At 65.4% G+C, this 19,921-nt stretch carries 20 protein-coding genes; 6 read left to right on the top strand and 14 right to left on the bottom strand.

Features of this window, described 5'->3' with window-relative positions:
* Nucleotides 1–136 precede the first annotated feature (136 nt).
* On the bottom strand, nt 137–1,402 hold the full coding sequence (gene urtA, locus ACNFIC_RS11225; protein WP_138221193.1) for an urea ABC transporter substrate-binding protein: 1,266 nt from the start codon (nt 1,400–1,402) through the stop codon (nt 137–139).
* Nucleotides 1,403–1,926: 524 nt separating this feature from the next.
* Here urtA and ACNFIC_RS11220 point away from each other — a divergent pair.
* On the top strand, nt 1,927–2,226 hold the full coding sequence (locus ACNFIC_RS11220; protein ID WP_138221194.1) for a hypothetical protein: 300 nt from the start codon (nt 1,927–1,929) through the stop codon (nt 2,224–2,226).
* 122 nt (nt 2,227–2,348) lie between these two features.
* On the opposite strand, the gene cycA is transcribed toward ACNFIC_RS11220, so the two are convergent.
* From cycA to cbiE, 13 genes are all read right to left on the bottom strand, one after another.
* The gene (gene cycA, locus ACNFIC_RS11215; protein WP_138221195.1) at nt 2,349–3,764 is read right to left on the bottom strand and encodes a D-serine/D-alanine/glycine transporter; all 1,416 of its coding nucleotides are present in this window, start codon (nt 3,762–3,764) and stop codon (nt 2,349–2,351) included.
* 257 nt (nt 3,765–4,021) lie between these two features.
* Nucleotides 4,022–5,386, bottom strand: a complete 1,365-nt coding sequence (locus ACNFIC_RS11210) for a PepSY-associated TM helix domain-containing protein (protein WP_416781020.1) — start codon at nt 5,384–5,386, stop codon at nt 4,022–4,024.
* A gap of 58 nt (nt 5,387–5,444) precedes the next feature.
* On the bottom strand, nt 5,445–7,511 hold the full coding sequence (locus tag ACNFIC_RS11205) for a TonB-dependent copper receptor (RefSeq protein ID WP_416781019.1): 2,067 nt from the start codon (nt 7,509–7,511) through the stop codon (nt 5,445–5,447).
* Nucleotides 7,512–7,578: 67 nt separating this feature from the next.
* A complete protein-coding gene (locus ACNFIC_RS11200; RefSeq protein ID WP_138221198.1) occupies nt 7,579–8,010 on the bottom strand; it encodes a DUF2946 domain-containing protein in 432 nt (143 codons plus the stop codon).
* A gap of 17 nt (nt 8,011–8,027) precedes the next feature.
* Complete coding sequence (locus ACNFIC_RS11195) at nt 8,028–8,510, bottom strand: copper chaperone PCu(A)C (protein WP_416781018.1); 483 nt, start codon at nt 8,508–8,510, stop codon at nt 8,028–8,030.
* Between the two features lie 46 nt (nt 8,511–8,556).
* On the bottom strand, nt 8,557–8,946 hold the full coding sequence (locus ACNFIC_RS11190) for a DUF2946 domain-containing protein (protein WP_416781017.1): 390 nt from the start codon (nt 8,944–8,946) through the stop codon (nt 8,557–8,559).
* 438 nt (nt 8,947–9,384) lie between these two features.
* Nucleotides 9,385–10,239: an SPFH domain-containing protein gene (locus tag ACNFIC_RS11185; RefSeq protein ID WP_138221201.1), complete on the bottom strand. Its 855-nt coding sequence runs from the start codon at nt 10,237–10,239 to the stop codon at nt 9,385–9,387.
* Between the two features lie 27 nt (nt 10,240–10,266).
* The gene (locus ACNFIC_RS11180; protein ID WP_416781016.1) at nt 10,267–10,704 is read right to left on the bottom strand and encodes an NfeD family protein; all 438 of its coding nucleotides are present in this window, start codon (nt 10,702–10,704) and stop codon (nt 10,267–10,269) included.
* A gap of 175 nt (nt 10,705–10,879) precedes the next feature.
* Nucleotides 10,880–11,290, bottom strand: a complete 411-nt coding sequence (gene vapC, locus ACNFIC_RS11175; RefSeq protein WP_138221203.1) for a type II toxin-antitoxin system tRNA(fMet)-specific endonuclease VapC — start codon at nt 11,288–11,290, stop codon at nt 10,880–10,882.
* A complete protein-coding gene (vapB, locus tag ACNFIC_RS11170; protein WP_138221204.1) occupies nt 11,290–11,520 on the bottom strand; it encodes a type II toxin-antitoxin system VapB family antitoxin in 231 nt (76 codons plus the stop codon). The genes vapC and vapB overlap by 1 nt, the downstream gene beginning before the upstream one ends.
* An 83-nt stretch (nt 11,521–11,603) precedes the next feature.
* Entirely contained in the window at nt 11,604–12,332 is a 729-nt protein-coding gene (locus tag ACNFIC_RS11165; RefSeq protein ID WP_138221205.1) for a cobalt-precorrin-6A reductase, read from the bottom strand.
* Nucleotides 12,329–13,423 (bottom strand): cobalt-precorrin-5B (C(1))-methyltransferase, encoded by a 1,095-nt coding sequence (locus ACNFIC_RS11160; RefSeq protein WP_416781015.1) that lies wholly within the window; start codon nt 13,421–13,423, stop codon nt 12,329–12,331. The genes ACNFIC_RS11165 and ACNFIC_RS11160 overlap by 4 nt, the downstream gene beginning before the upstream one ends.
* Nucleotides 13,416–14,627 carry a precorrin-6y C5,15-methyltransferase (decarboxylating) subunit CbiE gene (gene cbiE, locus ACNFIC_RS11155; RefSeq protein WP_416781014.1) on the bottom strand — a complete coding sequence of 404 codons (1,212 nt, stop codon included), beginning with the start codon at nt 14,625–14,627 and terminating at the stop codon, nt 13,416–13,418. The genes ACNFIC_RS11160 and cbiE overlap by 8 nt, the downstream gene beginning before the upstream one ends.
* A gap of 148 nt (nt 14,628–14,775) precedes the next feature.
* On the opposite strand from cbiE, the gene cobG reads away from it, so the two are divergent.
* The 5 genes from cobG to ACNFIC_RS11130 all read left to right on the top strand — a co-directional run bounded on the left by cobG (nt 14,776) and on the right by ACNFIC_RS11130 (nt 19,914).
* A complete protein-coding gene (gene cobG, locus ACNFIC_RS11150; RefSeq protein WP_416781013.1) occupies nt 14,776–16,086 on the top strand; it encodes a precorrin-3B synthase in 1,311 nt (436 codons plus the stop codon).
* The gene (locus tag ACNFIC_RS11145; protein WP_138221209.1) at nt 16,079–16,705 is read left to right on the top strand and encodes a precorrin-8X methylmutase; all 627 of its coding nucleotides are present in this window, start codon (nt 16,079–16,081) and stop codon (nt 16,703–16,705) included. The genes cobG and ACNFIC_RS11145 overlap by 8 nt, the downstream gene beginning before the upstream one ends.
* On the top strand, nt 16,702–17,436 hold the full coding sequence (locus ACNFIC_RS11140) for a precorrin-2 C(20)-methyltransferase (protein WP_138221210.1): 735 nt from the start codon (nt 16,702–16,704) through the stop codon (nt 17,434–17,436). Before ACNFIC_RS11145 ends, ACNFIC_RS11140 begins: the two co-directional genes overlap by 4 nt.
* Nucleotides 17,433–19,130, top strand: a complete 1,698-nt coding sequence (gene cobJ, locus ACNFIC_RS11135) for a precorrin-3B C(17)-methyltransferase (RefSeq protein WP_138221211.1) — start codon at nt 17,433–17,435, stop codon at nt 19,128–19,130. The genes ACNFIC_RS11140 and cobJ overlap by 4 nt, the downstream gene beginning before the upstream one ends.
* 94 nt (nt 19,131–19,224) lie before the next feature.
* A complete protein-coding gene (locus tag ACNFIC_RS11130) occupies nt 19,225–19,914 on the top strand; it encodes a hypothetical protein (protein ID WP_416781012.1) in 690 nt (229 codons plus the stop codon).
* Nucleotides 19,915–19,921 lie beyond the last annotated feature (7 nt).

The following is a 19,921-nucleotide window of genomic DNA, read 5'->3' as shown; positions in this document are numbered from 1 at the left end:
GTTCAATCCTGGAAATCGGCGGTGGATTCTTCGCGGGTAAACCCGCTCCCACAGGTTGTGTGCAGCTTTCAGGGCTGGCTCGATACCTGTGGGAGCGGGTTTACCCGCGAATGGGCCGCGCAGCGGCCCCAGTCACTCAGTTACCTTTCACCGCATAATCCGGCCGCTTGTCATTCCCCGGAATGAACGGGCTCCAAGGCTGCGCGCGCAGTGGTTCCTCGGTCTGCCACACCACGCTGAACTGCCCGTCGTCCTGGATTTCGCCGATCATCACCGGCTTGTGCAGGTGGTGGTTGGTCTTGTCCATGGTCAGGGTGAACCCGGATGGGGCCTTGAAGCTCTGCCCGGCCAGCGCCTCGCGCACCTTGTCGACATCGGTGGACTTGGCTTTCTCGACTGCCTGCGCCCACATGTGGATGCCCACGTAGGTCGCTTCCATCGGGTCGTTGGTTACCGCCTTGTCGGCGCCCGGCAGGCCTTTGGCCTTGGCGTAGGCCTTCCAGTCAGCGACGAATTTCTGGTTGACCGGGTTCTCCACCGACTCGAAGTAGTTCCACGCCGCCAGGTGCCCCACCAACGGCTTGGTGTCGATACCGCGCAGCTCTTCTTCGCCGACCGAGAACGCCACCACCGGCACGTCGGTGGCCTTCAGGCCCTGGTTGGCCAGCTCTTTGTAGAAGGGCACGTTGGAGTCGCCGTTGACCGTGGAGATGACCGCTGTCTTGCCTCCTGCGGAGAACTTCTTGATGTTGGCGACGATGGTTTGGTAGTCGGCGTGGCCGAACGGGGTGTAGACCTCTTCGATGTCCTTGTCCGCCACGCCCTTGCTGTGCAGGAAGGCGCGCAGGATCTTGTTGGTGGTGCGTGGGTAGACGTAGTCGGTGCCCAGCAGGAAGAAGCGCTTGGCGCTGCCGCCGTCTTCGCTCATCAGGTACTCCACCGCCGGAATCGCCTGCTGGTTGGGCGCGGCACCGGTGTAGAACACGTTAGGCGACATCTCTTCGCCTTCATATTGCACCGGGTAGAACAGCAGGCCGTTGAGCTCTTCGAACACCGGCAGCACCGACTTGCGCGACACCGAGGTCCAGCAGCCGAACACCACTGCCACCTTGTCTTGGGTCAGCAGTTGGCGGCTCTTTTCGGCGAACAGTGGCCAGTTGGACGCCGGGTCCACCACCACCGCTTCGAGTTGCTTGCCGTTGACCCCGCCCTTGGCGTTGATTTCGTCGATGGTCATTAGCGCCATGTCCTTGAGGGACGTCTCGGAAATCGCCATGGTCCCCGACAGCGAATGCAGGATGCCCACCTTGATGGTTTCGGCGGCCTGGATGCTCCAGCTCAGGCCCATCGCGGCGATGGATGCGCTAAGGGTGAAGGCCTTGATCAGACTGCGACGCTTCATGTGCTCACTCCGATGTGATTGTTGTGGTGCTGGCTGAAACGGAGATTGCAAGGGCTGTGCCTGGCGGCGAAAAGCTCGCAATAGAGCGGCTGTGCGACGAATCGGGGCGTTTTGCGTGTCCACGATGGTGCTTGCGCGTTGGGCGTGCACAGGATTGGGGCCTGGGTATGGTGAACACTTTTGACACATAAGCGGTACTTGAGTACCGTGCCGCACCGCAGTAGTTTCTGCGGTTCGGGATTGGCGTCCCGGATACAGAGAGTGAGCACTTTCAGCAGTGCTCTGCATGGCTGCACCCGTTATGGGCGGAGCCGTGTGTGGGAGCCTTCGGGCTCACCGGCTCTCTCTGTCCGGCACGCCAACCCGCACGGCTCCGTCCACCCTTATTGGCGTATGGGCACGGGGCTTAACCAACAGAGAGCCGCAAGGAGATGCACCATGCTCAAGAAGATCGTTCCAGATCCACCGTTCGCGCCTGTCGCTGGCGCACCTCTCATGTGCACCGCCCAACGCGAGGTGCACCCATGAACCAGGAATCGCTGGCCAGCCCCGCCATTTGCAAACCCCGTCCTATCACCGGCAGTTCACAGTTCGGCACCTGCAATCACGCCCACGCCCCGATGCTCTCGGTGCATGCCGGGGTCGATAGCGAGGATGCGCTGGTGTGCGCCGTGGCGGCATTGAAGGCGGCGTATGAGACCAATGCCACGGCACTGGAAAAGGCGGATGAGCCGTTGCGCAGTTTGCTGACGGCGACGGAAAACTCGCTGGAGAAAGGCCTGGCGCTGGCCGAGGCGGTGCTCGAAGGGTTGGAGCAAGGCTGACAACCGCAGGGGCCGCTGTGCGGCCCTTCGCGGGACAAGCCCGCTCCTACAGCCTGGACTGCGCGCATCCTGTGGGAGCGGGTTTACCCGCGAAGGGCTGCGCAAGCAGCCCCATTGCTGGATCAGTTGCCTGAGGCGTCACGCAATGCCGCACGCGGCTGGCGCTTGCTGCGCACGAACTGATAGGTCACCGCCAGGATCACGAACCAGATCGGCGTCACCACCAGCGCCGAGCGGGTGTCGGCTTCCAGGCTCAGCAGCACCAGGATGCCGGCGAAGAACACCAGGCACACGTAGCACATCAAGCGCCCACCGGGCATCTTGTAGCTCGATGCTTGGTGCAGCGCGGCGCGGTTTTTCCGGTAGCTCAGGTACGACAGCAGGATCAGCGTCCAGACGAACATGAACAGCACCGCCGACACCGTGGTCACCAGGGTGAATGCCTCGACCACGTCCGGCACCAGGTAGATCAGTACCGCGCCCAGCAGCAGGCAGGCGCAGGAGAAGTACAGGCCGTTGGCCGGCACTGAGCGGCGCGAGAGGGTTTCGAACGCCTTGGGCGCATCGCCCTCCTGGGCGAGGCCGAACAGCATGCGGCTGGTGGAGAATACGCCGCTGTTGGCCGACGAGGCTGCCGAGGTCAGCACCACGAAGTTGATGATGCTCGCCGCTGCCGGCAAGCCGGCCAGCACGAACAGCTCGACGAACGGGCTCTTGCCTGGCACCACATCGCGCCATGGGGTGACCGCCATGATCGCGACCAGCGCCAGCACGTAGAACACGATGATGCGGATCGGGATGGAGTTGATCGCCCGTGGCAGAGTGCGTGCAGGGTCCTTGGCTTCGGCAGCGGTGGTGCCGACCAGCTCGATGCCGACGAAGGCGAACACGGCGATCTGGAAGCCGGCGAAGAAGCCCATCAGGCCATGCGGGAACATGCCGCCGTCGCTCCACAGGTTGGCCAGCGAGGCGGTGTTGCCGCTGGGCGACTGGAAGCCGGTGATGACCATGTACAGGCCGGTGGCGACCAGGCCGAGGATGGCGATGATCTTGATCAGCGCGAACCAGAACTCCATCTCGCCGAACAGCTTGACGGTCACCAGGTTCAGCGACAGCAGCAGCGCCACGCAGCTCAGCGCGGGTATCCACTGCGGCAGCTCGGGGAACCAGAACTGGGTGTAGGCAGCGATCGCCACCACGTCGGCGATGCCGGTGACGACCCAGCAGAACCAGTAGGTCCAGCCAGTGAAGTAACCAGCCCAGGGGCCGAGCAGGTCGGCGGAGAAGTCGATGAACGACTTGTAGTTGAGATTCGACAGCAGCAACTCGCCCATGGCGCGCATGACGAAGAACAGCATGAAGCCGATGATCATGTAGACGAAGATGATCGAAGGGCCGGCCAAGCTGATGGTCTTGCCAGAGCCCATGAACAGGCCGGTGCCGATGGCACCGCCAATGGCGATGAGCTGGATGTGTCGGTTAGTCAGGTTGCGTTGCAGGTGCTGGTCTTCAGCCTGCGTTGGCGTGGGTTGGGTCATAGGCTGCATTCCGTTGAGTGTCAGTCTTCTTGTCTGAACTAGCCGGGTAGGCTAACACGCCCGTTCCAGATAGAGGCGTGACAGATCGACACGATGTTGGCAGTGCAGATTGACTGAGCGTATGGCGAGGGTCGGTGGTTGCTTCCTGCATCCTGGGGCTGCTTTGCAGCCCTTTCGCGACACAAGGCCGCTCCTACAAGGGGCCGCGTACCTCCTGTGGACCGGCCGGAAAGGGGCGCTAAGCGCCCCCGGCAATCTCACGCCCGAACCATCACCCGACGGCGAAGCACCAGGCTGTCGACCACCCACATCACGACCATCGACACTCCCACCAACGGGAACGCCACGCCCAGCACCAACATCACCGCCACCGCGGTCTTCCAACGCGGCAGATCATGGCGCAGCGGCGGTACGCCGAGGCCGCCAGCCGGGCGGCGCTTCCACCACATCACCAGGCCGCTCACCGAACCGAGCAGGATCATCAGGCACACCAGCAGGATGATGATCTGGTTCAGCGGCCCGAACATCTTCCCTTCATGCAGCATCACCCCAAGCTCGGTGGCGCGGGCCACTGTGCTGTAGTCTTGCCAGCGCACATCGGCCAGCACCTTGCCGGTGTACTGGTCCACATGCAGCGTTGCATCGTTGCGAGGGTCATCGGCGAACACCGCGAGGGTGAACACGCCGTCGGCAGTGGTCGGCAAGGTGATGCTGTAGCCCGGCTCGACGTTGCGCAGCGTGGCGATATCCTCGACCTGTTGCAGGCTCACCTGCGGCGCTGCCGGTGCACTGTCGGCCATGTGATGCCCGGCATGTTCGGCGTGTGCGCCGGACACCGGCATCGGGGTGTTCTCCAGGGCCCAGGGCACGGTCTGGCGGTGTGCTTCGTTCAGCTCGCCGGCCTGCCGGTCGGACTTGGGCACGTCGGTCCACATGGCAGCTGGAAAGCGATTCCACAGCTCGGCGTACTGCTTGCCCCACAAGCCGGTCCAGGTCATGCCGCTGATCAGCATCAGCAGCAACAAAGCCGAGCCCCAGAAACCGGTGACCGCATGCAGGTCGCGCCAGAACACTCGCCCCCTGGCACTCAGGCGCGGCCACAGTACGCCCGCGCTGCTGCGCCCGCGCGGCCACCACAGGTAAAGCCCTGACACCACCAGCACGATGCCCCAGCCAGCGGCCAATTCCACCAGGCGATCACCGACGGTGCCGACCATCAGCTCGCCGTGCAGGGCGCGGGCGATGGCTTGCAGGTTCTGCTTGCCGTCCTGCTCGCCCAGCACCTTGGCGCTGTACGGGTCGACGAACACGTTCAGCTCGCGACCACCGGCATGCACCACGAACTGCGCGCTGCGCTCGGCGTTCAGTGGCGGCAGGTACTTACCCACGTGGCCCTGTGGATACGCCTGCTGCACGGAGGCCAGCAGGGTATCGGCGCTCTGCCGGTGATGGCCGGCCTCGACCACCATCAGGTCGCGGTACAGCAGCGGGTCGAGCTGCGGCTTGAACAGGTAGATGATCCCGGTGATTGCCAGCAGGATCATGAAGGGCGCGACGAACAGCCCGGCATAGAAATGCCAGCGCCACGCCAGGTTGTAGAACGACACGTTTGGTTTGCTCATCGGAGCCTCGCATTTCGACCAGGTTGGGCGCGGTCAGGCCCGCGCCCGGTTGTTGTTGTCAGAAGCTGAAATCGACCTTGGTCCAGAATGTCCTGCCTGGCTCGTTCACCGGTTGTGGGTCGCTGGACGAGAAACCGAACCCGGCGTTCCCGGCCAGGTTGAGGTGCTCGGCGTAGGTTTTGTCGAACAGGTTATCGACGCCCGCACTGAGCTTGAGGTTACGGTTGACCTTGTAGGCGCCGTTGAGCGAGAACACGCCGAAGCCGCTGCTCTTCTGGTAGTCCTTGCCGACCACGTTGCCCTGGTTCTCGGCCACGCGGTTCTGCGCCGAGACCAGCCGCCACAGGCTGCCGACGCTCCAGGCATCGCGGCTGTAGGTCAGGCCCAGGCGGCTTTCCAGCGGGGGCATCTGCGGTAGAGCCTTGCCGTCGCTGCTGTTCTTGCCCCAGGCATAGGCCAGGGTGGCGTCGGCCTTCCAGTTTTCGCTGAGCGCGTAGGCCGCGCCCAGCTCGCCGCCCATGATGCGCGCGTCGATGTTCTGCGCCTGGGTGCTGCTCATGCCCATCATCCCGGTGCGATAGTCGAACAGGATGTAGTCACGCACCTGGCCGACATAGCCCGAGGCCCAGGCTTCCAGGCGTTCACCTTGGTACTGGATACCGAAGTCCAGCTGGGTGGTCTTCTCTGGCTTGATGCTGTCGAAGGCGTTGACGGTGCCTGCCGGGCCCTGGTCGGGCGAGAACAGCTCCCAGTAGTCCGGGAAGCGCTGGGCATGGCCGAGGCCGACGTAGGTGGTCGCCGGCAGTGCCGCAAGATCGTGCTCGTAGCGCACGAAGCCGCTGGGCAAGGTGTCGGCGCGGGTGTTGCCGTTAGTGGCGCTGGCGTCGCGGTAATCCTTGGCCGAGGCGCGGTCCAGGCGGGCGCCGGTGATCAGCCGGTCGTTGCCGGTGGCGTACCAGGTAAGTTCGCCGAACACCCCGTAGTTGTGGAAGTCGGCGTCCTTCTCCCATGCCACGTCTTTATAGGTATCGACGCCCATGGCGCTGCGCGCGCGGTGCTCGTTGGTCTGGGCGTCGAGGCCGCTGACCAGTTGCACGTCGGCCCAGCGCCAGGTGGCCTTGATCCGTGCGCCGAGGGTGCGGCGGTCGACGTTGGCGGCCATGGGGCCTGCCATCATGCCGGTGCCGGACGGGGTGCGCAGGCTGTAGTTGTCCATCACGTGGTCGGCGTAGTTGTAGTAGAGCTGCGCTTCGAGCTTGTCGAGCACGCCGCCGAGGTTGGACTTCTCGAAACGTAGGCCCAGGCTCTCGCGCTTGAACTGCGAGCCGTCCATGCCACGCCCGGCGTAGCGGGCCTCGCCATCGCCCTTGCCGGCGGTCAGTTCGAGCAGGGTGTCGGCGTCGGGGGTCCAGCCGAGGGTGACGTCGCCGTTCCACTTGTTCCAGCGCGACGGCACGCTGTCGCCGTTGCCATCGGCGTAGTCGTCCGAGTGCGACTGGTTGCCGACGAAGCGTACGTAGCCAAGGTGGTTGCCGGCGGCGGCGTCGAGCACTTTGTCGAAGCGGCCGTTGGAGCCTGCCATCAGGCTGGCATTGACCCGGCTGCCCAGCTCGCCGAATTGTTCCGGTTCGCGTTCGAAGAGCACGGTCCCCGCCGAACCGCCAGGGCCCCAGATCACGCTTTGCGGGCCTTTGATCACGGTGAGGCGGTCGTAGGTTTCCGGCGAGATGTACGAGGTCGGGGCGTCCATGCGGTTGGGGCAGGCGCCGAGCATCACACCGCCGTTGGTGAGGATGTTCAGGCGTGAGCCGAACATGCCACGCAGCACCGGGTCGCCGTTGGTGCCGCCTGCGCGGATCGCCGAGAAGCCGGGAATGGTCTTGAGGTAGTCGGCGCCATCGCTGGCCGGCACCGGCTGGCGTGGGTCCTTGGGGTTGGTGACCACGGTCAGCGCAGCGCTGGGAGCGATGGCGGTGATCACCGTCGGGCTCAGTTCAGGGGCGTCGGGCGCGTGGCCTTCATGGCCGGTGTCGTCGGCCAGGGCCAGGGGCGCGAGCAGCGAGCCGCAGAGCACGGCGAGGGTTCCGCGCAGCGCGCGCGCGGATACAAAGGTACAGCTGGACATAGTGATTCCAGTCGATCAGAAAGGCACGGGCGCGGAGCCAGTAGGCTCCGGGCGTTCTGTATGGGCTTTAGACGCTGATCGAGTGGGGTGGCGCGCGGCTGCGCGCACCGGGGAACACGGCCTGCCGGGCGTGGCCCTGGCGTGTCGCGAAGAGGGGCGTGGCGGGTGGCAGCACACTGCCCGCGCTGAGCGGGCTGAGGGTTTGGGGCAGGGCGGGGCAGTTGAACAGCAGGCTACAGTACCCGCACTTTTCCCACATCACATGCAGCTGGCCGTCGTTGCCGTGACCTGGGTGATGCATGTCGCCGTGGGCATGTTCCATGGGCATGTCCATGCTCATCGGCATGGACATGCTGGCGTGGTGCTCCATCGGCATGGACTGGGAAACCAGTGGTCCGATGAAGATCATCCACATGGCGAACAGACTCAGCCAGCCGCCACCGACGCGCCTGCGATCAGGGCGGGTGCTGCGGGCGGAGCTGTTGCGCGACAGGCTCATGGCGAGCGCCAGTCAGGTCAGTGCGTGTGGGCGTGACCTTGCTGCTCGGCGGGCGGCTGCTGCTGTACGGCGACGTCGACGGTGATGTCTCCGGCTTTCTCGAAGTGCAGGGTCAGCGGGAAGCGCTTGCCATCGGCCAGCAGGCTGCGGTCCTTCGGTTGCAGGATCATCACGTGGTAGGCGCTCGGGGCGAAGGTCACGTCCTTGCCGGCCGGCACAGTTACGCTGGGCACCTGCTGCATCTTCATGGTGCCGCCAGCGGTCATGGCGTGCTCGTGCAATTGCGCGTCGCTGCTGATCGGGGTATCCACCGAGAGCAGGCGGTCATCGACCTTGCCGTTGTTGTGCACCACGAAGTAGGCAGCCACATTAGGCGCGTTGGGCGGTAGTGCCAGCGACCAAGGGTGGGCGATGTGCAGATCACCGGCGGTGTATTCGTGGGCGTTGGCATAGGTGCCGGGCAACAGCAGGGCGGCCAGGACGAGGGCTTGCTTGAGCATGGTGATTCTCCGATGGGTTCAGGTTCAGGCGCATAGCGGATTGAACTCAGGCCAGCGGAGAGGCACGGGGATTGAGCGCGGGCCATAACTGGCGCGGCGTGGGCTGGTAGGCGGCAAGCGCCGGTGCGTGGCGCGCGGGCCGCAGCGGCGGGTTGTGCAACTGTGGCGGGTAGCCAGGCAGTGCCAGCAGGGGCGCGGCGCCCGAGCAGCACCAGCAGTTCAGCATGCCGGCACTGTCGTCGCTCTGTGGGCCGAGGTCGATCTTGGCCAAGGCCTGCACATCGACCTTGGCCTTGTTCGCCATGCTCGAACAGAACGCCCCCCACAGCAGCTGCTCGGCCGGGCCCTTGGGCGCGGCGGAGGACAGCGGCATGGCCAGCAGGTTGAACAGCACTGCAAGGCAGGCTATCCAGGCAATGTGCCGACGTGGGGGCATGGAGAGATCCGGTCAGGAATCGTGATGGCTATTGTACGGCGGAGTATAGGAAAAAATGCCGGGGTGCGGTGAAGTGACGCAGTAGCGCCCCACACACGACCCCTGTAGGAGCGGCCTTGTGTCGCGAACGGGGTGCGAAGCAGCCCCGACGGTGTATGCCGTGGCTGAAATCCTGGGGCCGCTGCGCAGCCCGTTCGCGACACAAGGCCGCTCTCATAGAACTACACATAACTTGTTGATTTAGAAGGAATCTGTGGGAGCGGGCTTGCCCGCGAACACCGGCAAAGCCGGTGCCATACACCGAGTCGCCTGCTTCGCGGGCAAGTCGGGGCGCCGAACCGCCGCTCCCACAGGGTACGCGGAGCGCTTGCGAAATCAGTTCTCTGCGCGACAGCGCAGCCCAAAGGGCTGGGTGATCTCCTACAGGGGGCGTGTCGCTTAGGCCTTGCCTCGGCCCATCAGACCGCGCACGGTCTCTTGCAGGTCGGCAGGCAGCACCACGACCTTGGCATTGTCGCTACCGGCCAGGTTTTCCATGGCACCGATGTAGCGCTCGCCCAGCAGGTACATGGCCGGGGTGATCTCGTTGCCCACCGCTTCCTTGACCAGGGTAATCGCCCGGGCCGAGGCTTCGGCCAGGTTGACCTGCGCTTCGGCGTCCAGCTTGGCCGATTGCAGGCGCGCTTCGGCTTCGAGAATGGCGGCCTGCTTGTTGCCTTCGGCGCGGGTCACGTCGGCTTTACGCTCACGCTCTGCGGCCGCCTGGCGCTCCATTGCAGTCTGCATGCTCGGCGATGGCTTGATGTCCTGGATTTCCACTGAGCGCACGGTCACGCCCCAGTCTTCGGTCTGCTCGGACATCGCCTCGCGCAGGCGTGCCTTGATCTGCTCGCGGCTCGACAGCGCTTCGTCCAAATCCATGGCGCCGACGATGGCGCGCAGCGAGGTCATGGTCAGGCTGGTGACGGCGAACGAGAAGTTCTGCACGCCGTAGGAGGCCTTCTGTGGGTCGACGACCTTGGCGAAGCACAGGGCGTTGGCGACGATCACCGCGTTGTCCTTGGTGATGATCTCCTGCTGCTGCACATCGAGGATGATGTCCTTGGTCGGCAGGCGGTAGGCGACCACGTCCATGTACGGGATGACGATGTTCAGGCCAGGCTTGAGTGTGCTGTGGTAGCGGCCCAGGCGCTCGACGATCCATTCTTCGCCCTGGGGCACGATGCGCACCCCCTTGAAGACGGTGATCAGTACGAATGCGGCCAGGGTGCCGACGACGATAAGGCTGGTCATGTGTGCAAACTTCCTTTTAGTGCGGAGTCAGGCCCGGGTAATGCGGGCGGTGTTACCTTCGATGGCGGCCAGGCGCACGCGCTCGCCGGCCGGGATGTCGCTGTCAGCGATGCAGGTCCATTCTTCGTTGCCCAGGATTGGCTTCTGGAAGCGCACGCGGCCTTTCTGGAACGGCGAGACACCGACGGTCAGCAGGCCGACTTCACCGATCACGCTGTCAGCGGTCCAGCGCACGTCGGGCTTCTTGCTGCGAAACAGCTTGAACCACAGCAGCGTGGTGATCGATGAGAACACCACCCACAGCAGCCCCTGCATATCCAGTTCCAGGCTGGGGGCCAGTAGCGCGACGAACGACACCAGCACGGCGCCGATGCCGAACCAGAGAATGAAGAACGTGGGCAGGACCAGTTCCAGCAGGATCAAGGCCACGCCGAAGACGAGCCAGATCCACCATTGCATTTCCATATGGGTGGGCCTTCCGATTAGAGGGGAGCAGAGTTTAAGGCAAGATCGAAGCCAAGGGCCATCAGGCATGTCCGACATGACCTGGAAGCCACGGCCTTGAATCAAAACTAGAACCTGACGTGAACACCGGCGCCATCCCACGCGAGACGCATCCACCATCTTAAGGTGGGGGGCCTCAAAACGCAGAGGACAACCAGTCTTCCACTCGCAACCCCGGCACTCGTTGAAATTCGCGAAGGTTATTGGTGACCAGCACCAGCCCACGCGCGCGGGCATGGCCAGCGATCATCTGGTCATAGGGGCCGATCGGCGTGCCGGCCTTTGCCAGTTCGGCACGCAGCTGGGCGGTATGCGCTGCCCCCGTCTGGTCATAGTCGAGTACTTCGAGCCGCGCGGCGAAGCCTTCGATCACTGCAAGGTTGCGCTCCGGGGCGGCAGACTTCTCCGCGCCGTAAACCAGTTCCATCAGCGTTATCGTACTGATCGCCAGTTGACCGTGATGGCGGTTGAACGCATCACGTACCTGTTGTGGTTTGTTCTTGATGGTGAAAATGCAGATGTTGGTATCGAGCATGTACCTGAGCATCAGAATCCTTCGCGCTCCTGATCGACGGGCTGGTCACGACATGCCATGTAATCCGCTGTCACGTCATCACCGTCGAACCAGTGGTCCCAAGCTTCCCCAGCAGGTGAAATGATGCGTGAACGACCGATTGCGACGATATCCACGCGGGTGACGTCTTCGGGAAGGGCGAGTGCCTTTGGCATGCGGATGGCCTGGCTGCGATTGCTTTTGAAGACTGCACCTTGCTCCATGACGAGCCTCCTTGAAAGCGCGAATGTATGTCCGAAGTTTAAGTCGACGCGGGTATATGTCAATGGGATATACGTTTTTCCTGTCAGGGCGCGGTGCCGCCTAGTGCTTGCAGCAACTGATGCGGGCTATCGAACTGGCGATCTACCTCAGGCAGTGCGGGACGTTTCAGCACCAACACCGGCACCCCACGTTCGCGCGCTACTTCAAGCTTTGGCTCGGTCGCCGTGCTGCCGCTGTTCTTGCTCACCAGCACGTCGATCTGGCGGCGCTCGAACAGCGCGCGTTCATCGTCGATGCAAAACGGCCCGCGGGCGCCGATCACCTCGCAGCGCGCATTGCCTGGGCAGGTTTCGAGGGCGCGCAGGGTCCAGAACTGGTGCGCTGGAATCTCGTCGAGGTGCTGCAAAGGCTCGCGCCCGAGGGTGAACAGCGGGCGCTGGAAGGGCGCCAACGCCTCGATCAGCGCGGCCCAGTCGGCCACCTCGCGCCAGTCGTCGCCGGGTTGCGCCTGCCAGGCCGGGCGGCGCAAGGCCCAGCAGGTGACCCCTGCGCTGCGCGCGGCGAGGGCTGCGTTGGCGCTGATTTGCGCGGCATACGGGTGGGTGGCGTCGATCAGCAGGTCGATGCGCGCCTCGCGCAGGTAATCGGCCAAGCCTTCGGCGCCGCCGTAACCGCCGACGCGCACCTGGCAGCTCAGGTCCTGAGGCACGCGACCGACCCCGGCCAGGCTGTAGACGTGCTGTGGCCCCAGTTGACGGGCGATGGCCAGGGCTTCGGTCACGCCGCCCAGCAGCAGGATGCGACCGCTCATTGCACACCGGCCTTGCCGACGATACTGCCCTGGCGGTCGATGGCGAACACTTCCACCTGCACCTGGTCTGGCACTACGCTGCGAGCGAACGCCAGGGCGTGGCGGCAGACCTCGTCGCCCAAGGCGATGCCTGCGGCGTGGGCCAGGGCCAGCGCCTGCTGGCTGGTGTTGGCGGCGATGATCGCTTGTTGTAGGTCCGTTGCGGCTCCGATGCCGGCCGCCCAGCCGGCCAGTTGCGGCAGGTCGATGCTGGAGTGGCGGCTGTGCAGGTCCATGTGCCCGGCGGCCAGCTTGCTGATCTTGCCGAAGCCGCCGCACAGGCTTAGGCGGGCCACCGGTACCTTGCGCAGGTGCTTGAGCACGGCGCCGACGAAGTCGCCCATCTCGATCAGGGCGATTTCCGGCAGGTCATAAACCCGGCGCATGGTGTCCTCGCTGGCATTGCCGGTGCAGGCGGCGATGTGCGTGTAGCCGTTGGTGTGGGCGACATCGATGCCTTGGTGGATCGAGGCGATGTAGGCCGCGCAGGAGAACGGGCGGACGATGCCGCTGGTGCCCAGGATGGAAAGCCCGCCGAGAATGCCCAGGCGCGGGTTCATGGTTTTCAGCGCCAAGGCCTCGCCGTCGCGAACATTCACCGTGACTTCGAAGCCGCCGCCGTAAGCGCACTCGCAGGCCAGCGCTTGCAGGTGTTCGCTGATCATTCGGCGTGGCACCGGGTTGATCGCCGGCTCCCCCACGCCCAGCACCAGGCCTGGACGGGTCACGGTGCCGACGCCTGATCCTGCGACAAAGCGGATACCTGGCTCAGGCAAGAGTCGCACCTGGCTGTACAGCAGGGCACCGTGGGTGACATCGGGGTCGTCGCCGGCATCCTTGAGGGTCCCGGCTTCGGCGCCGCCGTCGATCAGGCGGCAGAACTCCAGGCGCATCTGCACCACCTTGCCCTTGGGCAGGGTGATTGATACTGCGTCGTTGTGCTGGCCGCTCAGCAACAGGCGCGCTGCCGCCAGGCTCGTGGCGGTGGCGCAGCTGCCGGTGGTCAGGCCGCTGCGCAAGGGGGCGGGGTGTTCGCGGGTTTCTTCACGCATCGGCGGGCTTGACCACTTCGAGCAGGGTGATCGGCAGGGCCTGGCGCCAGGTGTCGAAGGCCCCGAGCGGTTGCGCGTGGGCGATATGGATGCGCGTCAGCTCGCCACCGTGGTGTTGCTGGAACTGCGCCAGCATCACCTCGCTTTGCAGGGTCACGGCATTGGCCACCAGTCGTCCACCGGGGCGCAGGCGCTCCCAGCACAGCGCCAGCACCCCATCGCGGGTGACACCGCCGCCGATGAAGATCGCGTCGGGTTGTTCGAGGTCTTGCAGGGCCTGGGGCGCCTTGCCGCGTACCAGTTGCAGGCCCGGTACGCCGAGGGCGTCGCGATTGTGCTCGATGAAACCTTGGCGGCCTTCATCGGCTTCGATGGCCAGGGTGCGGCAGCTGGGGTGGGCGCGCATCCACTCGATACCAATCGAACCGCAGCCGGCGCCGACATCCCACAGCAGCTCGCCGGGTTGCGGCGCCAGGCGCGCGAGGGTGATGGCGCGAATATCGCGCTTGGTCAGTTGGCCGTCGTGCTGAAACGCGCTGTCGGGCAGGCCGGCGACACGCGGCATGCGTAGGGCGTCGGGCGTGGCCTGGCAGTCGATGGCGACCAGGTTCAGGGCGGCGATGTTGCGGTGCGCCCAGTCATTGGCGCTGCCGCAGAGCTGGCGCTCCTCGGGGCCGCCCAGGTGTTCGAAGACCTGCAACCGGCTCGGCCCGAAGCCGCGCTCGCGCAGCAGCGCCGCGATGGCTGCGGGGCTGTGCTCGTCGTTACTCAGTACCAGCAGGCGCAGGCCGCTGTACAAGTGGGCATTGAGCGCTGCCAGCGGGCGCGCCACCAGCGAAACCACCTGCACGTCCTGCAACGGCCAGCCCAGGCGGGCGGCGGCCAGGGCGCAGGAGGAGGGCATCGACAGCACCTGCATTTCGTTGCTCGGCACTTGGCGTGCGAGGCTTGCGCCAACGCCGTAGAACATCGGGTCGCCACTGGCCAGCACGCACACCGGCTCGCCGCGCAGGGCCAGCACCGGTGACAGCGAGAAAGGGCTGGGCCAGTGCACGCGTGCACCGCCTATACAGCGTGGCAACAGCGCCAACTGGCGTGGGCTACCGACGATGCGTGTGGCGGCCAGCAGGGCGCGTCGGGCCTGCTGGCCCAGGCCGCTGAAACCGTCTTCGCCGATGCCTACTACTGTGAGCCAGGGGGCCATCCGTTCCTCGTCAATTCAAATGCTGGGGGCAGCGCGGAGCGCTTTTCACACGGCGTTCGACCACCGGTTTTTCATGCCGCCGGACAAAGCAGGCATAATACCGCGCCTTCTACACTGAAGCGCACTTTCACGACTCCCGGATGCCCCTTTGAAGCCGCTCCCGCCCTCCGACATTTCGCCCCGTCCCTCGGCCTGCCCGGGGTTGTGGCGCATCGTTGCCGCACGCGATGGCGGCATTTGTCGGATCAAGCTGCCTGGCGGCCTGCTGTTGGCCGATCAGGCCGACGCGGTGGCCGAGGCCGCTGAACGCTTCGCGGGGGGCGTGATCGAGGCGACCAACCGCGCCAACCTGCAGATTCGCGGCATCGGCGCCGAGCAGTCAGGCCTGGTCGCGCACCTGTTGGCCGCCGGGCTCGGTCCACGTGAGGCGGCCGGCGACGATGTGCGCAATCTGATGCTCAGCCCTTTGGCTGGGGTCGACCCGGCGATGTTGCTGGACACTCGCCCGCTGGCTGGGCAGATCCTCGACCTGTTGGAGTCCACCCCGCGTTTTCATGCGCTGTCAGCCAAGTTCGCCGTGCAACTCGATGGCGGCGAGGGGGTGGCGATGCTCGAACATCCCCACGACCTGTGGCTGTCGGCCGAGCAGAGCGGGCCAGAGACTTGGCTGGTGTTCGGCCTGGCGGGGTGTCTGGCCGATGGGCGTGCGCTGGGCGCAGTGCCGCTGGAGCAGGGCTTGGCACTGGTGCGCGCGGTACTTGAGCGTTTCCTTGACCTGGCGAGCCCCGAGCAGGCGCGGATGCGTCAGCTGCTCGCCAGTTGCTCGGTGGCGCACTTCCTCGAAGGGCTGGCGATTCGTGTGAGTGCTATTACCCCCGGTTGGCATCGCGCGGCGGCCGGTCGCCCCTGGCTGGGTGTGCTGCCCCAACGTCAGGGCTTGGCCCTTGGGGTCGCGCCACCGTTGGGCCGGTTGACGCCAAGCATGCTGCGCGCCGCGGCGCGCTGTGCCCGTCAGTGGGGCGATGGCAGCCTGCGCCTGAGCCCCTGGCAGAGCCTGGTGCTGACCTCGCTGGACCCTGCGTACCTTGCGCAGGCTCAGGCAGACCTGGCCGCCACCGGCCTGCTGTGCGCGCCCGACCACCCTCTGGCGCAGGTTACCGCCTGCACCGGATCAAGTGGCTGCGCCAAGGCTCAGGCCGACACCAAGGCCGACGCCATCCGCCTGGCGGCGCACCTGCACAGCGGCGCCCCGGGCCGCGTGCACCTGTCCGGTTGCCTGCGTTCTTGCGCTGCGGCGCACATTGCCCCGGCGACCCTGCTGGCCCGCACGCCGGGCCGCTACGACCTTTACTTGCGCGATGCGCGCACGCCAGGCTTCGGTCGCCTGCGCGCATCCGACCTTACCCCAGAAGAAGCAGGCGCCATGCTCGACCTGCCGACGGAGCACCTTGATGATTGACTACATCCGCGATGGTCAGGAGATCTATCGCAATTCCTTCCGAATCATCCGCGAGGAAGCCCGGCTCGAGCGGATTCCAGCCGACCTGGAAAAACTCGCCGTACGGGTGATCCACGCCTGTGGCATGGTCGAGGCCATCGATGGCTTGCAGTTCTCCGAAGGCGCAGGCACTGCTGGGCGCGAAGCCTTGGCCAACGGCGCGCCGATCCTGTGTGACGCGCACATGGTTGCCGAAGGCATCACCCGTGCCCGCCTGCCGGCCAACAACCCGGTGATCTGCACCCTGCGCGACCCCAGCGTGCCAGCCCTGGCCAAGGACGTCGGCAACACCCGCTCGGCGGTAGCGCTGGAGTTGTGGCGCCCACACCTGGAAGGCAGTGTGGTGGTGATCGGCAATGCCCCCACCGCGTTGTTCTACCTGCTGGAAATGCTCGATGCCGGGGCGCCCAAGCCTGCGTTGATTCTGGGTTTCCCTGTTGGCTTCGTTGGCGCGGCCGAGTCCAAGGCCATGCTCGCGGCGGACAGCCGTGGCGTGCCGTTCGTGATCATGCAGGGCCGCCTGGGCGGCAGCGCGATGGCCGCAGCGGCGGTCAACGCCCTGGCCACGGAGGTGGAATGATGCACGCGCGTGGAAGACTCCTTGGGCTGGGCGTCGGTCCTGGCGATCCCGAACTGATCACGGTCAAGGCCCTGCGCCTGCTACGCGAGGCGCCGGTGGTGGCGTACTTCGTGGCTAAGGGCAAGCGTGGCAATGCCTTCGGTATCATCGAAGCGCACCTGCACGCCGAGCAGACCCAGTTGGCGCTGGTCTACCCGGTGACCACCGAAGCCCTGCCGGCGCCGCTGTCCTACGAGCAGGTGATCAGCGACTTCTACGACGAGGCCAGCGTGCAGGTGGCTGAACACCTGGATGCCGGCCGCGACGTGGCGGTGATCTGCGAGGGCGATCCGTTCTTCTACGGCTCATACATGTACCTGCACGACCGCCTGGCTTCGCGTTATCAGGCCGAAGTGATCCCGGGCGTATGCTCGATGCTCGGTGGTGCCTCGGTACTCGGCGCGCCGCTGGTCTACCGCAACCAGACCCTCACCGTGCTGTCTGGCGTACTGCCGCATGACGAGCTCAAGCGCCGTCTGGCCGACGCTGACGCGGCGGTGATCATGAAGCTGGGCCGCAACTTCCCCAAGGTGCGCCAGGTGCTCAATGAGCTGGGGCTGGACGGGCGGGCGCTGTACGTTGAGCGGGCGACCATGGCCAACCAGAAGATCGTGCCGCTCGATGACGTCGATCCGCAGTCCTCGCCGTATTTCTCGTTGATCATCGTGCCGGGGGAAAAATGGCAGGGATGAACCAGGCCCCGGCCATCGTCATTCTCGGCGCGGGTAGCCAAGCCACCGCACGGCGGATCCAGCAACGTTATCCGCAGGCCGTCGTGCATGGCCTGGAAGGCCGCGTAACGGATGCCGATCGGCACTATGCAGCCTTCGGCGACACCCTGCGTAGCCTTTACCAGCAGGCCACCCCGATCATCGCGCTGTGCGCGGCGGGTATCGTGATTCGCAGCCTGGCGCCGCTGCTCAGTGAAAAGGGGGCCGAGCCGCCGGTACTGGCGGTGGCCGAGGATGGCAGCGCGGTAGTACCGCTGCTGGGTGGGCTGGGCGGTGTCAACCTGATGGCGCGGGAGATCGCCGAGGTGCTGGGGGTGAACGCCGCCATCACCACCAGCGGTGAACTGCGCTTCGGCACCTGCCTGCTCAACCCGCCCGAGGGCTATGCCCTGGCGGACCTGGAGCAAGGCAAGCGCTTCGTCAGCGACCTGCTGGCGGGAGCGCCGGTTCGCCTCGAGGGGGATGCGCCGTGGCTCGAACAGGCGCAATTGGTGGCCAGCGACAGCGCGCAGCGCGCCATCCATGTGGGGTGTGCGGCACGTCCGGCCAGTCGTGACGAGTTGCTGATCTACCCACGCAGCGTGGTGGTCGCGGTGTCGGCTGGGGGCGCGGATGTGCTTGAGCAGGTGCGCGACGGTTTGCAGCTCGCAGGCCTCGCGGAACCGGCGCTGGCGTGCCTGCTGGCCAGCGAGACGGATATGGCCGAGCCTGGGCTGCATCAAGCGGCGCAGGCGTTGAATGTCACCGTGCGCTTCGTGCCCGCTGAAGACAGTTTGGTGCAGATGCTCACCCGAGCCGTGCCGCAGGCGCGTAGCGAGGCGGTGGGCGCCGTAGCCGTCGGCGTGGCTGAATCGCCAGTGGACATCCGGCAGGTGGGTCGCCAGCGCGGCCGCCTGGCGGTGATCGGCCTCGGGCCGGGTGCCGCGCAGTTCATGGTGCCGGCGGTCAAGGCCGAATTGGCGCGGGCCGAGGATGTACTCGGCTACGAAACCTATGTGCGCATGGCCGGCCCGTTCCGCGACGATCAGGTGTTGCACTGCACCGACAACCGCGAAGAGCTGCAACGTGCCCGGCATGCCTTCGAGCTGGCCGCTCAAGGGCGCTCGGTGGTGGTGGTCTCTTCGGGTGATCCTGGGGTGTTCGCCATGGCTGCCGCCGTGCTCGAAGCCCTGCATGAGTCAAGCGATCCGGCCTGGCATCGGGTCGACCTGCAAATGCTCCCAGGGGTTTCGGCTTCGCTGGCCACGGCGGCATTGGCCGGCGCGCCGCTGGGGCATGACTTCTGCGTGATGTCGCTGTCGGACAACCTCAAGCCCTGGTCGATCATCGAGAAACGCCTGGACCTGGCCGCCCAGGCTGACCTGGTGTTGGCGTTCTACAACCCGATCTCCAAGGCCCGCCCGCACCAGCTGGGCGTCGCGTTGGAGGTGGTGCGGCGTCATCGCAATGGCGATACCCCTGTAGTCCTTGGCCGTGATGTCGGTAGGCCGGCGCAGACATTGAAGGTCGTCTCTCTGGCTGAACTGGTGCCGGAAATGGTCGATATGCGCACCATGGTCCTGGTGGGGTCCTCTACCACCGTGCGCTTGCCACGTGCCGATGGTGGGGAGTGGGTATACACCCCGCGCTGGTATCCGATGGCCGATCAAGCCTGAAGGGAACCGGTTCACGGCGTTATTGCGCAGCGATCCCGAATAACTTGGTAGGCCCCCGGCGATTCCCGCCGGGGCCTACCAGGAAGCGCTTGCAATGACCGAACACGCCCCGATCAAAGGCGACAGCCTCGCTGTCGTCGAACAGTCCCTGATGGCGCTCAGCGCCGGAATGTCCGCCAAGGCCCGGCGCGACGCCAAGACCACTTTCCAGTTTGCCTCGCGAGTGGCCTCCAAGGCCCATGACCGTGATGGCGAGGCCGAAGCCTGGTTCAACAAGTTCCTTGAAGTGATGCGGACCTGCGGCTGGGTGGTCGGCCAGCGCTCCTATGAGCGTGATTATGACCAGAGCGGCTCCCTGACCTTGGGGCCTGTCGTGTTCAAGGTCGCCAAGGCCGCAGGCCAGGCGCTGCTGGGCGGGCCGTTGGCCGAGGCCATGACCGAACTGGCCAGCAAGGCTGTCGGGGCGCTTGGCGAAATCACCCAAGCACAGGAAGTCTTCAAGCAGAACGTCAAGGGCCATCCGGTGTCGACCACCGGCCTGGGCACCTGCATCGAAACGCCCGAAGGCGAGTTGTTCATGCTGGTGAGCGCCTTCAGTGCTGCGCCGGGCGAGAACAACCTCGACACCTTGGTGTATGAGTGGAAGAGCGCCAGCACTGACCGCTACAGCGGTTCGGCGGTGCTGAGCTTCAACGAGGTGGTCTACACCGATGAGCTGCGCCTTGTGATCGAGAAGAAAATGATCGACAAGGGCATCGAGAGTGCCCTGGAGTTCGAGATCTGACACCCGT

Source organism: Pseudomonas sp. NY15463, assembly GCF_048068415.1.
Taxonomy (GTDB): domain Bacteria; phylum Pseudomonadota; class Gammaproteobacteria; order Pseudomonadales; family Pseudomonadaceae; genus Aquipseudomonas; species Aquipseudomonas mosselii_C.
Note: the sequence above shows the minus strand (reverse complement) of the source record. Positions and strands in the feature narration are given on the sequence as shown.

Coding starts and splice junctions, on each gene's coding strand:
- urtA (WP_138221193.1), bottom strand. CDS start 1,402: ATGAAGCGTCGCAGTCTGATCAAGGCCTTCACCCTTAGCGCATCCATC.
- ACNFIC_RS11220 (WP_138221194.1), top strand. CDS start 1,927: ATGAACCAGGAATCGCTGGCCAGCCCCGCCATTTGCAAACCCCGTCCT.
- cycA (WP_138221195.1), bottom strand. CDS start 3,764: ATGACCCAACCCACGCCAACGCAGGCTGAAGACCAGCACCTGCAACGC.
- ACNFIC_RS11210 (WP_416781020.1), bottom strand. CDS start 5,386: ATGAGCAAACCAAACGTGTCGTTCTACAACCTGGCGTGGCGCTGGCAT.
- ACNFIC_RS11205 (WP_416781019.1), bottom strand. CDS start 7,511: ATGTCCAGCTGTACCTTTGTATCCGCGCGCGCGCTGCGCGGAACCCTC.
- ACNFIC_RS11200 (WP_138221198.1), bottom strand. CDS start 8,010: ATGAGCCTGTCGCGCAACAGCTCCGCCCGCAGCACCCGCCCTGATCGC.
- ACNFIC_RS11195 (WP_416781018.1), bottom strand. CDS start 8,510: ATGCTCAAGCAAGCCCTCGTCCTGGCCGCCCTGCTGTTGCCCGGCACC.
- ACNFIC_RS11190 (WP_416781017.1), bottom strand. CDS start 8,946: ATGCCCCCACGTCGGCACATTGCCTGGATAGCCTGCCTTGCAGTGCTG.
- ACNFIC_RS11185 (WP_138221201.1), bottom strand. CDS start 10,239: ATGACCAGCCTTATCGTCGTCGGCACCCTGGCCGCATTCGTACTGATC.
- ACNFIC_RS11180 (WP_416781016.1), bottom strand. CDS start 10,704: ATGGAAATGCAATGGTGGATCTGGCTCGTCTTCGGCGTGGCCTTGATC.
- vapC (WP_138221203.1), bottom strand. CDS start 11,290: ATGCTCAGGTACATGCTCGATACCAACATCTGCATTTTCACCATCAAG.
- vapB (WP_138221204.1), bottom strand. CDS start 11,520: ATGGAGCAAGGTGCAGTCTTCAAAAGCAATCGCAGCCAGGCCATCCGC.
- ACNFIC_RS11165 (WP_138221205.1), bottom strand. CDS start 12,332: ATGAGCGGTCGCATCCTGCTGCTGGGCGGCGTGACCGAAGCCCTGGCC.
- ACNFIC_RS11160 (WP_416781015.1), bottom strand. CDS start 13,423: ATGCGTGAAGAAACCCGCGAACACCCCGCCCCCTTGCGCAGCGGCCTG.
- cbiE (WP_416781014.1), bottom strand. CDS start 14,627: ATGGCCCCCTGGCTCACAGTAGTAGGCATCGGCGAAGACGGTTTCAGC.
- ACNFIC_RS11145 (WP_138221209.1), top strand. CDS start 16,079: ATGATTGACTACATCCGCGATGGTCAGGAGATCTATCGCAATTCCTTC.
- ACNFIC_RS11140 (WP_138221210.1), top strand. CDS start 16,702: ATGATGCACGCGCGTGGAAGACTCCTTGGGCTGGGCGTCGGTCCTGGC.
- cobJ (WP_138221211.1), top strand. CDS start 17,433: ATGAACCAGGCCCCGGCCATCGTCATTCTCGGCGCGGGTAGCCAAGCC.
- ACNFIC_RS11130 (WP_416781012.1), top strand. CDS start 19,225: ATGACCGAACACGCCCCGATCAAAGGCGACAGCCTCGCTGTCGTCGAA.